This window comes from Pseudomonas sp. TZ252, from assembly GCF_056110345.1.
The window spans coordinates 997,227-1,010,626 of sequence record NZ_CM148566.1 but is presented as its reverse complement, the minus strand read 5'-3'; the positions used below and the strand labels follow the sequence as shown (position 1 = coordinate 1,010,626).

Annotated in this window: 12 protein-coding genes; 9 read left to right on the top strand and 3 right to left on the bottom strand. The window is 66.4% G+C overall.

The annotated features are described in order from the left end of the window. Position 1 precedes the first annotated feature (1 nt). Genes tadZ through tadG form a run of 7 tightly spaced genes read left to right on the top strand, consistent with a single transcriptional unit; the run spans position 2 to position 6,986 of the window. Positions 2-1,186, top strand: a complete 1,185-nt coding sequence (gene tadZ, locus ACYAF3_RS04660) for a type 4b pilus Flp biogenesis protein TadZ (RefSeq protein ID WP_003093855.1) — start codon at positions 2-4, stop codon at positions 1,184-1,186. Continuing rightward, on the top strand, positions 1,183-2,448 hold the full coding sequence (tadA, locus tag ACYAF3_RS04655) for a type 4b pilus Flp biogenesis ATPase TadA (RefSeq protein ID WP_121377703.1): 1,266 nt from the start codon (positions 1,183-1,185) through the stop codon (positions 2,446-2,448). Before tadZ ends, tadA begins: the two co-directional genes overlap by 4 nt. Then, complete coding sequence (gene tadB / locus ACYAF3_RS04650; protein ID WP_003114981.1) at positions 2,445-3,329, top strand: type 4b pilus Flp biogenesis protein TadB; 885 nt, start codon at positions 2,445-2,447, stop codon at positions 3,327-3,329. Before tadA ends, tadB begins: the two co-directional genes overlap by 4 nt. Before the next feature lie 9 nt (positions 3,330-3,338). Beyond that, positions 3,339-4,250 (top strand): type 4b pilus Flp biogenesis protein TadC, encoded by a 912-nt coding sequence (gene tadC, locus ACYAF3_RS04645; RefSeq protein ID WP_019486235.1) that lies wholly within the window; start codon positions 3,339-3,341, stop codon positions 4,248-4,250. Continuing rightward, the gene (gene tadD, locus ACYAF3_RS04640) at positions 4,247-4,984 is read left to right on the top strand and encodes a type 4b pilus Flp biogenesis protein TadD (protein WP_003134587.1); all 738 of its coding nucleotides are present in this window, start codon (positions 4,247-4,249) and stop codon (positions 4,982-4,984) included. Before tadC ends, tadD begins: the two co-directional genes overlap by 4 nt. Before the next feature lie 22 nt (positions 4,985-5,006). Continuing rightward, complete coding sequence (locus ACYAF3_RS04635; protein ID WP_003103957.1) at positions 5,007-5,291, top strand: DUF3613 domain-containing protein; 285 nt, start codon at positions 5,007-5,009, stop codon at positions 5,289-5,291. Between the two features lie 24 nt (positions 5,292-5,315). Beyond that, positions 5,316-6,986 (top strand): type 4b pilus Flp biogenesis protein TadG, encoded by a 1,671-nt coding sequence (gene tadG / locus ACYAF3_RS04630; RefSeq protein WP_031756083.1) that lies wholly within the window; start codon positions 5,316-5,318, stop codon positions 6,984-6,986. A 25-nt stretch (positions 6,987-7,011) separates the two neighbouring features. Here tadG and pprB read toward each other — a convergent pair whose 3' ends face one another. Beyond that, entirely contained in the window at positions 7,012-7,839 is an 828-nt protein-coding gene (gene pprB / locus ACYAF3_RS04625) for a two-component response regulator PprB (protein ID WP_003103959.1), read from the bottom strand. Positions 7,840-7,959: 120 nt separating this feature from the next. Next, positions 7,960-8,442, bottom strand: coding sequence for a type 4b pilus Flp prepilin peptidase (fppA, locus tag ACYAF3_RS04620; protein WP_003110115.1), 483 nt, complete (start codon positions 8,440-8,442; stop codon positions 7,960-7,962). Positions 8,443-8,505: 63 nt separating this feature from the next. Between fppA and ACYAF3_RS04615 the strand changes: the two genes are divergently transcribed. Continuing rightward, positions 8,506-9,012 (top strand): TadE/TadG family type IV pilus assembly protein, encoded by a 507-nt coding sequence (locus ACYAF3_RS04615; RefSeq protein WP_003120840.1) that lies wholly within the window; start codon positions 8,506-8,508, stop codon positions 9,010-9,012. A 9-nt stretch (positions 9,013-9,021) separates the two neighbouring features. Beyond that, positions 9,022-11,793 (top strand): two-component system sensor histidine kinase PprA, encoded by a 2,772-nt coding sequence (pprA, locus tag ACYAF3_RS04610; RefSeq protein WP_010793826.1) that lies wholly within the window; start codon positions 9,022-9,024, stop codon positions 11,791-11,793. Positions 11,794-11,862: 69 nt separating this feature from the next. On the opposite strand, the gene ACYAF3_RS04605 is transcribed toward pprA, so the two are convergent. After that, positions 11,863-13,332, bottom strand: coding sequence for an inorganic phosphate transporter (locus ACYAF3_RS04605; protein ID WP_003093821.1), 1,470 nt, complete (start codon positions 13,330-13,332; stop codon positions 11,863-11,865). Between the last annotated feature and the right edge of the window lie 68 nt (positions 13,333-13,400).

Genomic DNA, 13,400 nt, shown 5'->3' with positions numbered 1-13,400 from the left:
CATGAACCAGAACTTCGTGGCGCTGACCCAGCATCCCGGCGAACTCGACTGGTTGCAGAACAGCCTGGCGTCCGCCGGCCAGGTGGTACCGGCAGGCAGCGCCAGCCTGGAGGAGTTGCTGGCGCTGCTCGACGTCACCGCCGCCGGGGTGCTGTTCATCAGCCTCGGCAAGAGCAACCTGGTGTCCCAGGGCGCGCTGGTCGAGGGATTGGTATCGGCGCGGCCGATGCTCTCGGTGGTGGCCATCGGCGACGGCCTGGACAACCAGTTGGTGCTGGCGGCGATGCGCGCCGGCGCGCGCGACTTCATCACCTACGGCGCCCGCGCCAGCGAGCTGACCGGGCTGATCCGGCGCCTCGGCGGACGCCTGCCCAGCGTGCCGGTGAGCGCGGCGCGCCAGGGCGAGCTGCTGACCCTGGTCAGCGCCCGACCGGACGCCGACGGCGCCTTCGTCGCCTTGCACCTGGCCAAGGCGTTGCAGGAGCAGACGCCGAACCAGGTCCTGCTGCTGGACGTCGGCCAGCCCACCGGCGAGGCGCTGGCGATCCTCGGCCTGGACTCGGCCTTCACCTTCAGCGATGCCTTGCGCAACCTGCGGCGCCTCGACCAGACCCTGATCGACAGCGCCTTCACCCGCCTCGACAGCGGCCTGCGGATACTCAGCCTGACCGACGAGCCCGGCGTGCTGGAGCGAGTCACCACCGCCGAACTCTATCTGTTGCTGGGCAACCTGCGCGGGGCGTTCAGCCATGTGGTGGTCAACCTCACCGGGCTGCCCGAGGGCGAGCTGAGCAACCAGTTGCTGGTGCAGGCCAACCGCGTGCTGTGGATGGTCGACCAGAGCGTGCCGTCCTGCAAGAAGGGCCTGGAGCGCCTGCGCCGCCTGCGCGAGCGCAACCTGCCGTTGCCCTCCATCGAGTTGCTGATCGAGCGCTACCTGCCCAATGTGGCGCCGGACCAGCAGGCCCTCAGCCGGATGTTCGACCTCGATCTGTTCGGTGTCCTGCCGTTGTCCCCGGAATCGCGCCTGCGCGCGAAGAACCTCGGCAAGAGCCTGTTCGAGGTGGCGCCGCGCGACCCATTGGCGGCCAAGCTGCGGCAACTGGCGGACAGCCTGTGCGTGACACGCGGCGAGCGCCGTTCGCTGCTGTCCTGGCTCGGCCGGGCCAAGGCGGCGCTGCTATGAGCACGGGATTCGGCGCGCGTCCTGACGGCGGTGCCTTCCACTCCCGCCAGGAGCAGGACATCCAGGCGCTGAAGCTGCGCCTGCACCGCTACATCATCGACGAGATCGACGAAGACGGCATGAACCTGCTGGAGGGCGCGCGCTCCGCCGTGGTCCAGTACGTCTCGGAAAAGGTCTGCGAATACGGCTCGCGCCATCAACTGGCGATCTCCCGCTACGAACTGGACCGCCTGGCCGAAGAGGTGGTCGACGAACTCACCGGCTTCGGCCCGCTGGAGATCCTCCTGCGCGATCCCAGCGTCTCGGAAATCCTCGTCAACGGGCCGGGCCGGGTGTTCGTCGAGCGGGAAGGGCGGCTCTACCAGAGCGACCTGCGCTTCATCGACGACCACCATGTGCTGCGGGTGATCCAGCGTATCCTCGCGCCCCTCGGCCGACGCCTGGACGAGTCCAGCCCGATGGTCGACGCGCGCCTGCCGGACGGCAGCCGGGTCAACGCGATCATTCCCCCGGTGGCGCTGGACGGGCCGTGCATCTCGATCCGCAAGTTCAGCCAGGAGCTGCTGCGCAGTGCCGACCTGCTGGCCTACCAGAGCGTCGACGAAGCCTTGCTCGAGTTCCTCCGCCAGGCGGTCTCGCGCCGCTGCAACATCCTCATCAGCGGCGGCACCGGCACCGGCAAGACCACCTTGCTCAACGTCATCAGCGGCTTCATCGACGAACGCGAGCGGATCGTCACCATCGAGGACACCGCCGAGCTGCAACTCGGCCACGACCACGTGGTGCGCCTGGAGACCCGTCCGCCGAACGCCGAGGGCTACGGCGAGGTGACCGCCCGCGACCTGATCCGCAACGCCCTGCGGATGCGCCCGGACCGGATCATCCTCGGCGAGATCCGCGGCGTCGAGGTACTCGACGTGCTGCAGGCGATGAACACCGGCCACGACGGCTCGATGAGCACGGTGCACGCCAACTCGGCGATGGATTCGCTGCTGCGCATGGAGATGCTGGTCGGCCTGACCGGCAACAGGCTGCCGGAGCAGACCTTGCGCCTGATGATCTGCGCCGCGCTGGACGTGGTGGTGCAGATCACCCGCCTGGCCAGCGGTCGGCGTTGCATCAGCGAAGTGCTGGAGGTGCTGGAGGTGCGCGACGGCGTGTACGTCACCAATACCCTGTTCAGTCTCGACCGGCGCGGTAGCGGGCAGTTCGTCCGCCAGGCCGCGCCGGTCGGGCAGAAATTCCGCCAGGCGCTGCTGTGAACGGCGCGCAACTGCTGGTGCTGTTCAGCGGCGTGCTGGCTTTCGCCGCGCTGGCCCTGGCGTTCATGGGCTGGCGCGCCGGGCGCAACGAACTGGTGGTTGAACGGCTGCTGGGACGCCAGGAGGCGGTCGCGGTGCGGCCGCGCAGCAGTCACTGGCTGGCTCGCCAGATGCGTCGCGCCGGTATCCAGCGCCCGCGCCCGTGGTTGTTCGGGGCGGCAGTGCTCGCGCTGCTGCTGGTCTGGAGCGGATTGGGCCTGTTCGGCACCATCGGCGCGCTAGGCGGCCTGCTACTGGCGGCGCTGTCCTGCCGCGTCGCCCTGGGCATGCTCTACCAGCGCCGCCTGAAGCGAATGATCCGGCAGATGCCGCGTTTCCTCGACCAGGTAGTGCGCAGCCTGCACGCCGGGCGCACGCTGGGCGACGCGCTGATGCAGGCAGTGGAGAATGCCGAGGAGCCGCTGCGCGACATCTTCACCCTGGCGCGCAACCACGTGCTTCTCGGCATCCACCTGCCGGAGGCGTTGCAGGAAGTCGCCGAACTCTACGAGGTTGAGGAGCTGCGCATCCTCGCCCTGGGCGTCTCGGTCAACCACCGTTATGGCGGCAATACCAGCGACCTGCTGGACAGCATCGTCAAGCTCATCCACGAGCGCGAGAAGCTCAGCCGGCAGTTGCACGCGATGACCGGCGAGACACGGATCAGCGCCTATGTCCTGGCCGGCGTGCCGAGCGCCCTGGGCGGCTACATCCTGGCGAGCAACCCGGGCTATCTGCTGAACATGTGGGCCGACGGCACCGGGCGTTTCCTGCTCCTGGCCTCGCTCGGGCTGCAACTGCTCGGCTGCTATGCGCTGTGGCGCATGCTCAAGAGCGTCTAGGAGGTGGCCATGCAGGCACAGTGGCTGATTTTCGCGGCGCTCCTGATGGCGGTCGGCGGTGCCTTGTTGCTGTTGCTCCAGGCGCGCAACGGCAGCCGCGAGCAGCGCCTGATCGAGAGGCGCCTGGGAGCGCTGGCCAACCCTGGCGGCTCGACCAGGTGGCTGGCCGGCATGACCGAGCGGATGGACGACAGCTTCTGGGTGCGGCGCCTGCAACTGATGGACAGCGAGGCCCGCCAGTTGCTGCAACAGGCCGGCTGGCACGAGAGTCGCTACCGGACCCTGTACCTGATCTCGGTGTTCCTCACGCCGCTGCTGTTCGTTCTCCTGGTCTTGCTGGTCAAGCTGCTGCGCGCCGAGAGCGAGGCGTCCTACGCGGTGCCGCTGCTGTTCGCCGCCGGCATCGGTTTCCTCCTGCCCAAGCAGGTGCTCAAGCACTTCGCCAAGGCGCGCCGGGCGCTGATCGCCGACGAGATGATCCTGTTCGTGCAACTGATCCGCATCCTCTTCGACGCCGGCCTGACCGTGGAGCAGACGCTGCGCGTGGTCTGCCTGGAAGGCCGCGGGATCACCCCGCAACTGGCCCGCGAGCTGGACCTGGCGCTGACCCGTGCCGACAACGGCATCGACCTGGCGGAAGAGCTGGAGGCGCTTGCCCGGCGCCTGCAGGTGGACCCGCTGAACGACTGCTGCGGCGTGCTACGGCAGATGTTGCGTCAGGGCGGCAGTGCGCGCAGCACCCTGCTGACGCTCAAGCAACTGTTCGAAGACCGGCGCCTGACCGCCTTGCAGGAACGCATCGGCAAGCTGTCGGCGAAGATGAGCCTGGTGATGATGGTGCTGCTGTTCCCGGCGCTGCTGATCGTCCTCGCCGGTCCGGGCGTCATCGCCATCACCAAGGCCTTGGGAGGACTGGGATGAAAGCACTGATCGGTATCGGCCTGTGCGCCGCCCTGCTCGGCGGTTGCGCCGCGCTGCCGGGGCGGGACGGCCCACGGGAGTGTTCGCAGCAGCTCGGCCAGGAGCAGGAACTGCAGATGAACATGGTCCGCGACATGATCCGCGAGGGCCGCCTGCATGCGGCCCTGGCCAACCTGGAAAGCATGCCGCCGGGGTTGCTCGACGTGCGCGAGGAAAGGGCGCTGATCCTGCGCCGGATCGGCGACCCGCGGGCCAGGGCCGAGTACCAGGCCCTACTGGAAACCTGCAAGGCAGCCGAGGCGCACCACGGCCTCGGCCTGCTCGCCCTGCGCAATGGCGACAGCGCCCGGGCGGTCCTCGAGCTGCGCGAGGCGGCGCGCCTGCGGCCGACCGAGAGCCGCTTCCGCAACGACCTGGGGGTCGCCCTGCTCAAGCGCGGCGACCGTGTCGGCGCGCGCTTCGAATTCATCACTGCGCTGGAGTTGCAGCAGGGCGGCAAGCTACCGGCGACCAACCTGCTCGGCCTGCTGTACCTGCAAGGCGACCGGGAAGATGCGCAGCGCCTGATCGAGCGTTTGCAGCTGGATGCCCGGGACATCCGCGCGGCCGAGGCGCGGGCGCGCAGCTGGGGTGCCGTACCGACACCCGGCGCGGCGCCGGCAAGCGACGACCCGCTGGCGGAACTGCCGGCGGAGGCGAATATGCATACCGCGATGGCCAACGAGGCGTCCTGAGCCGGCGCCGGAGAGGTGAACCATGCACGAGCGAATCCTGTTCGGCGTCTTGCTGCTCCTGTCCGGCCCGGCCTGGGCCGCGGACACGCCGGCGGTCCGTCCCGCCGCGCCAGCGACGGCCGAACCGCAGACCGCCACCCGCGCCTGGCTGGCCATCCAGGCGAGCGGCCGGGCCGCCAGCCCGGTTCGGCAAAGCGCGACCGCCGCCGAGCGCCAGCGGGCCTACCAGCGCTACCTGAAAAGCTATGAGCACGAGATTCCCGAGTACCTGCTGGAAGATCGTGGCTTCGGCGAGAGCAAGAACTGACGGTTCCTGGCGGAGGGGCAGGGCATGAACGGATGGCCTGCAAGACAGCGCGGGGCGATCGGCATCCTGGCGGCGACCACTCTGCTGCTGGCCTTGATCTGCCTGTTGCTGGTGGTGGATACCGGGCGGCTCTACCTGGAGCAGCGCAACCTGCAGCGAGTGGCGGACGTGGCGGCGCTGGAGAGTGCCTCCCAGGGAGCCTTGTGCGGCGACCAGAGTTCTGCCCAGGCGACGTCTTTCGCCAAGGCCAGCGCGATGCTCAACGGGTTCGATGCGGACGCCGCCGGCTCCAGCCTGTCGGCGGAGGTCGGCGGCGTGCTGAGTGCCGGCGGCCTGCGCAGTTTCATAGCCAGCGCGTCGAACGCGGCTGCCGCCAACGAGGCGGTGCATGTCGAGGTGACCAAGAGCGTTCCCGGCAGCCTGGTCGCCAACCTCGGGGGACTGTTCGGCGGCGGCAATGCCAACGTCGATCTCCGCGCAGAGGCCGTGGCGCGACGCCTGCCGAACGCCACGATTTCCGCAGGCACGGGGCTGGCCAGCGTGAACAGTGGTCAATCGGCGTTGCTCAACCCCATCCTGAGCGGATTGCTGGGCACCCAGATCGATCTCTCGGCGGCGGCCTACAACGGTATCGCCGAGGCGAAGCTCAGTGTGCTGGACATTCTCGGCGCGGATGGAATGGGCTTGATCGGGGTCGATACCAGCCTGGGGACCATCGAACAGTTGTTGAATACCAACGTCGGCTTGCAGCAGGTACTCGCCGCCAGCGTGAACGTCCTGGCGAAGAACGGCGTAGCCTCGGTCGAGGCCCTGAGAACGCAATTGGTGGGGGTAAAGTCGGCCACGTTGAAACTGGGAGACTTGCTGGGGCTGAGCGCTGGCGAGGTGAACAGCATGTCGCAGCTGGATACGGCGATCAATGCGCTGGATCTCATCATGGCGGTTGCCCAGGTCGCCAACAAGAATTCCGCGGTCGCCGTGAACCTGGGCATCCCCGGATTGGCCAATGCACGGCTCACGGTCGTAGAGCCGAAGAGGATCGTCTCCGGGCCGCCAGGGCAGGATGAGAGCGGTGCCTGGCGCACGGAGGTGCGCCAGTCCCAGGTACGACTTACGGCGGACATCGATTCCGGGTTCCTGTCCATTCTCGCCACCACGAAACTGCAACTGGCCATCGAAGGCGCGTCGGGAGCCGTCTGGCTGAAAAGCATGGCCTGTACCCGCCCGGATACCGCGTTGGACTTCGGTTGGAGAAGCAGCGGAGCGACGATAAAGATCGGCAGTCCGGCCAACATCGATCAGGTCGGCTCGATTCTGGTGCTTGGCGGCTTGGTGCGATTGGATCTCAAGCTCGATACCTCGATCGCCGGCAGCTCGGGCGATACGCGATTCAACGTGAAAGCCGACGGTTCCGATCTCGTCCAGAGCCGCAGGTTGCCGGAAAGCGGCTTTCTCGCCAGTACCCTGAAAACCAGCATCAACGTCAATCCCGTGGTGCTCGGACTGTGCTTGCCTTTGCTGTGCGGCTCGACGGCGCTCACCGACCTCATCGTGAATTCCGTGGTGGCACCTCTGGTCGATGGGCTGCTGACGCCGATCCTGAATCTGGTCCTGCCCTTGCTGGGGGTACAACTTGGATACATCGACGCGGAGATTCTGAAGGTCGATGTCGGCAGGGCGGAACTGCTGATCTAGCAGGTCCGCCGGGCCATCGCGCCTGTCAGTGCACCACCGCTCCGCTGCCCTGCTGCATCGCCGCAGGCGACAGGGCCAGCGCCAGCTGTGTGCGGTTGTGCATATGCATCAGGCGCAGCACCTGGGAGACGTACAGCTTCACCGTGTTCTCGGTGATGCCCAGTTCGTAGGCGATCTGGTAGTTGGTCAGGCCCTTGCTCACCAGCCGCGCCACCGCCTGCTGGCGGGGCGACAGCTTGCCGAACAGCGGATTGCTCGGGGACACCTGGCTTTCCGCGACCGACGCCGGCGGCGCGGACGGCTGGCTGTCTTCGCTCTTGAGGGCACTCGGCTGGCTGTTGCCGTGTACCTCGTACTTGATCTTGTGGATGTCGCGGTAGATCGAGTTCAGCGATTCGGCGAGGTATTCCAGGCGCTGGTTGACGTGGCTCAGGCTCAACTGGCTGCGGACGCGCTCGTGCAGGCGGTTCTCCAGGCGTTCGAGGCCATGCAGCAGTTCCTGCGGCGCCACCGGTTTCTGGTAGTAGTCGGCGGCGCCGACCCGCATGGCCTCGATCACTTCCTGGCGGCCATCGTGACCGGTGAGGATGATCGATTCGAAGAACCTGCCGTTGCCGGCGACTTCCTTGAGGCTCTCGATCAGGCGGATACCGTTGTCCTGCCCCAGGTAGAGGTCGCAGATGACCAGGCCGATGTTCGGGTCGGCCTGGAAGCTGGCGATCGCCGACTCCCGGTGGGTGCTGGTTACGCAACGGTAGCCACTGTTTTCCAGCAGTTCGCGGAGTTCCGAGGTCACCTGGGGTTCATCATCGATGATCAAGACGCTGAAATGCCGCGAGGCCGGTTTGTCCATGGTCATACGCTCCATTTGCTTATTTTGTTTTTAACAGGGGACGTGCATTGGAATGCAGCCATACCGAATGGTATTAGCCATAAGCATATAGTCGCTAAGTGAGGTCTTCCGCAAGTTTACTCAGATAATTTTACTGATAATCAGGTGTGCCAAAAGGCCGGCGCTCATGGCGAATATAAAAGGGAATGACTTGTTTTTTGACGGTGCCCTTCGAAGGCGAACTTCTTCATTCATTGCGGACTTTTCTACCGAACGTTTGAATAACTTTACGAGGATGAATAGCGCGATGCACAGCAGGCAGCCGAAGGCCAGGCTATAGAGCACCGTAAGTGGGTCGCTGGCCAGCCCCAGTGCGGCCAGGTACTTGACGTCGGCAGCGCCGAGCCTGCCGAGAAGGTAGCCGGGAAGGCTGAGGCAGACGCCTATAAAAAGTGCGGTCATTGCCATATTAACCGTAGCACCGGTCAGGCTTGACTCTTTCACATATAAATAAACAAAGGAAATAAGAAATCCGCCCAGGATAAGCCAGTTGGAGACGCGCAAACGTTTGATGTCCTGATATCCGCAAACGCTTGCCCACAAGGCCAGTGCTAATTGCTCCATCCTGTTCTTCAGCCTTTTTTCGACATCTGGATTAATACCTTTTCAGTAACGTTGGCGGAGCGAATGACGACTAGTATTAAGGATGCGGATCGGGGATGTCAGCTCATGCTCGGAAAAGCTTCCCGGCGACGCCAGCACGGCGCCGTCGCCATCGAATTCACAGCGATCTTCCTGCTGTTTTTCGCGCTGGTCTACGGTCTGATCAGCTACAGCATTCCTTTGCTCATGTTGCAGTCGTTCAACGATGCCGCTGCCGTGGGGGCCCGTGCGGCGATCGCTGTCGATCCCTCCGATGCGGGCTACGAGAGCCTCGCCGAAGCCCGTGCCAGGGACGAGTTGCTCGCGCGCCTGGACTGGATGCCGGCGGCCTGGCGGGCGAACCTCCAGCCCTGTGCCGGCAATGGCCAGTACGCCGACTACGTCAGCGCCACGTCGCGGATCGAGGTCTGCGTGCAGTACCCGTACGGCGATCCGGGCAAGGCGATCATCCCCGTGCTGAGCTTCCCCGGCATCGGCGCGATTCCCAACCTGCCGCAGACGCTGAAGGCGAGTGCCAACCTGTTGCTGTGAGGTGGTCGCATGTTCGAATTTTCCCGCTCGTCGTCCGCCGAGGCCGAGAGGCCGGAACCCTTTTCGCAGGAAGGCCCCGCCCTCTGGAGCGCTTCGCTGAGGAGTTGGGACCTGTGTTTCGAGATGGACGAACAGGACCGCGTGATCCGGGTCGGCGGGCGGCAGGCGTATCGTCTGCAGTGCGCCCATGGGCTTGGCGAACAGCCGCGGCCTTTCGCCGAGTATCTGGAGCGGCGCGCCCCCGGTGCGCCGACGCTGGCCGGCCTGCGCCGGGGCGAGCGTCTCGACCTGACGCTGCGCAGCGATGCCGCCGCGCCATTGACCTGTCGTTTCCAGCCGATGCAGCCGCTCGACGGCCTGGGACGCTCGCTGCTGCTGGGCATGGACATCTCCGACCTCAACTGGCAGTCCGACAACCAGCAGCACCAGTTGCAGAGCCTGAGCCTGGGCAAGCTGATCCTTTCGCGTCTGCGCCATGTCTCCCACGGACACCTGGCGGAGGCGGTCCAGGAGATTCTCGAATCGCTCTCCGGCGCGTTCCAGATGCAGGCTATCGCCCTGCTGCTGGGCGACGGCAAGGGTTTCTGCACGGTCTTCGCCAGTCATGTGCGGCCTGGCAGCGACAGTTTGCTGCGACCGACCCTGCAACTCGCCGACGACGACCTGCGCGAAGGGGCGGGCGCGCGCTTGCTACGCCGTGGCGAAGGCGCCTCGACGCTGCTCCGGCAGATCGGCGAGGACGCGCTCTACCTGGTGCCGGCGGCGATGCGCGGTGGCCGCCTGGGGGCATTGCTGGTGCGGCCGATGTCGCTGGAGCAGCTCGCCCAGGGGCCCGCGCCGCAGGACTGGCAATACCTCGCGGAACTGCTGGCGAACCAGGTGGCGGACCGCTGCGAACTCCACGAGCAGCACGACAGTTCGCGCAAGCTGGGGCTGTTGCAGGAGATGATCGGCGGCGGCTGGTGGCGTTACTGGGCGGAGCAGGAACTCTTCGAACTGGCGCCGGCCTTGCACGACAGCCTGGGGTTGACCGGCGAGTATCGTCGGGTGCCGCTGGAACACCTGCAGGGCCTGCTGCAACCGGCGGACGCCGACGAACTCGGCCTGCGCCTGCGTGCCAGCCTGCGCAGCGGCCAGGCGCTGGCCCAGGACCTTTGCCTGCGTCAGCCGGATAGCCGCGGCGAGCGCCGCTGGCTGCGCATCGAGGGTCGACCGCTGGGGCGCGGCAGCGCGCTGGGGCTGTCCGGCGTGCTGCTCGACATCAGCGAAGGCCGGCGCCAGGAGGAACGGGCACAGGCGGCCCACGCGCGGCTGCGCAGCCTGATCGACAGCGCGCCGGTGGTGATCTACGTCCAGCGGGTCGAGCAGGGGCACCTGGTGCCGGAGTTCTACAGCGAAAGCGCGAGCAACCTGCTCGGCCTCGACTTGCAGGGACAGAGTTGGCAGGCGCTCGCCGAACGGGTGCATCCGGACGACCTGGAGGCCTTTTTCGCCCGTGGCCGCGAGTTGCTTCGCGAGGGCCGGGTGAAGACCCGCTATCGCCTCGCCGATGGCCAGGGCAACTGGCACTGGCTCTACGACGAAGCCAAGCTGCTGCGCGATGCCCAGGGCCTGCCCAGCGAAGCGGTGGGCCTGTGGCTGGACGTGACCGAGCAGCACCTGGCGGCACAGCGTATCGCCGAGAGCGAGGAACGCTACCGGGTCCTGGTGGAGGATTCGCCGGCGCTGATCTGTCGCTATACCGCCGACCTGGTGCTGACCTACGTGAACCGGACCTTCGCCGATAGCCTCGCGACCAGCCCGGAGCGCCTGGTCGGTCGCCGGCTCGACGAGTGGCTGGCGGCGGAAGACGCCAGCGCCTTGCGCGCGCGTCTGCTGGGTTCGCCGCGGGAGGGCGCCAGCGAGGTGCCGGAACTGCGCTTCAACCTGCCGGGGCAACGTTTTCTCTGGCTGGTGTGGGCCGAGCGACCGTTGTTCGACGCCCGGGGCGAATTGTGCGAGGTACAGGCGGTGGGACGCGACAACACGCCGGTGCGTCGGGCCCAGCAGCAACTGGCGCAAGGCGCCAAGATGGCCAGCCTGGGGGAGATGGTCAGCGGCCTCGCCCACGAGGTGAAGCAGCCGCTGCACGTGCTGCGCATGACCCTCTTCAACATGCGCCAGCGGATGAACAGCGTCGGCCTCGACGGCGACTACCTTGGCGAGAAACTGGAGCGCATGGATGCCCAGGTCCTGCGCGTCGACCGCCTGGTCAGCCACCTCGGCGTGTTCAGCCGCAAGTCGGCGCTGGAGGCGCTGCCGTTCGACCCCTATACCGCCTTCGAAGGCGCCCTGGGCCTGCTCGGCGAGGGGCTGCGTCAGCACGCCATCGAGGTGGAGTGCCCGGCGCCGACGCAGCGGATGGTGGTACGAGGGCAGGCGGACCAGCTGGAACAGGTGATCATCAACCTGCTCGCCAACGCCCGCGATGCCCTGCTCGGCAATCTTGGCCTGGCCAGCCGGCGCATTCGCCTGGAGCAGGTGGCCTGCCGCGAACCGGGCTGGGTCGAATTGCACGTGCACGACAACGGCGGCGGGATCGAACCGCTCCTGCTGGAGCGGATATTCGAACCCTTCTTCACCACCAAGGTGGAGGGCAAGGGTACCGGCCTGGGTCTCTCGGTCAGCCACGATCTGGTGCGCAACATGGGCGGTAGCCTGACGGCGGCCAACCAGGGGGAGGGCGCGTTGTTCGTGGTTCGCTTGCCGCTGGCGGCGCTGCCCGCCGAGGCGGGCGGATGACGTCGGTGGGAGCGCGGCAAAAAAAACGCCTGCGGACAAGCAGGCGTTTTTTTCAACCGGCGAGGCGGCTCAGATGAATTGCGAGGCCAGCCAGAACAGGCCGGCGGACAGCGCCATCGAAGTCGGCAGGGTGAGCACCCAGGCCATCAGGATGTTGCGCACGGTGCCGCCGTGCAGGCCGCTTTTGTTCGCCACCATGGTCCCGGCCACGCCGGAGGACAGTACATGGGTGGTGGACACCGGCAAGCTGTAGATGTTGGCCATGCCGATGGCGGCGGCGGCGGTGATCTGCGCGCTCATGCCCTGGGCGTAGGTCATGCCCTGCTTGCCGATCTTCTCGCCGACGGTGAGCACTACGCGCTTCCAGCCGACCATGGTGCCGATGCCGAGAGCCAGGGCCACCGCGATGATGACCCAGAACGGCGCGTATTCGGTGGTCGCGGTCAGGTCCTTGCGTAGCTTCTCGAGGTCGGCCTTCTCCCGCGCCGGCAGGTCGGACAGCTTGCCGACCTTCTTCGCGGTGTCGTCCAGGCACAGCAGGTAGCGACGCACCTGCACGCGCTCGTCGGCGTCCAGGTCGTTGTAGCTGGGCACGCCGCGCAGGTCGCGGAGCAGCGCGTTGATGGTCGGCTCGGTCTGTTTCGGATCGCAGCGGTAGAACTGCGGCATCTCGCTGCCATTGCTCTTGCCCAGGGCCAGCATGTCGCCGAGGGTATCGGTGTGGCGCTGGTAGAACTGACTGAGGTGCAGGGCGGCGTCGCGGGTGCGCTCGATCTGGTAGGTGGTGCTGTTCAGGTCGAGGACGAACTTGGCCGGGACGATGCCGATCAGTACCAGCATGATCAGGCCGATACCCTTCTGGCCGTCGTTGGAGCCATGGACGAAGCTTACCGCCATGGCGGAAAGCACCAGCACCAGGCGGTTCCAGAACGGCGGGTGCTTCTTCTCGTCGAGTTCGCGACGGGTTTCCGGGGTCTTGTGCATCTTCGACAGCGGACGCCACCATTTCAGTCCGAGCAGGACCAACGCGGCGACCATGAAGCCGGCCAGCGGCGAGAAGATCAGCGACAGGCCGATGTCGATCGCCTTCTGCCAGTTGATCCCTTCGGCCAGCGGCACGTCGGTGATCAGCGCATTGGCCAGGCCGACGCCGAGGATCGAGCCGATCAGGGTGTGCGAGCTGGAGGCCGGGATGCCGAAGTACCAGGTGCCGAGGTTCCAGGCGATGGCGGCGGCGAGCAGGGAGAAGACCATCGCCAGGCCATGGCCGGTGTTCACGTTGATCAGCAGCTCCACCGGCAGCAGGTGAACGATGGCGTAGGCTACGCCGACACCGCCGAGCAGCACGCCGAGGAAGTTGAACACACCGGAGAGCATCACCGCCCGGTAGGGGGACATCGCTTTGGTGTAGATGACGGTGGCCACCGCGTTGGCAGTGTCGTGGAAGCCGTTGATGAACTCGAAGGTGAGGACGAAGGCCAGGGCCAGCACCAGGCTGATACCCACCCAGGCATCGAGCCCGCTGAAAAGATCGAACATGTGAGAAACCGGTCAGAGACGGGGCGGCGATTATGCCAGATGCGTTTTTATCCGTCTGGAACTCCGGA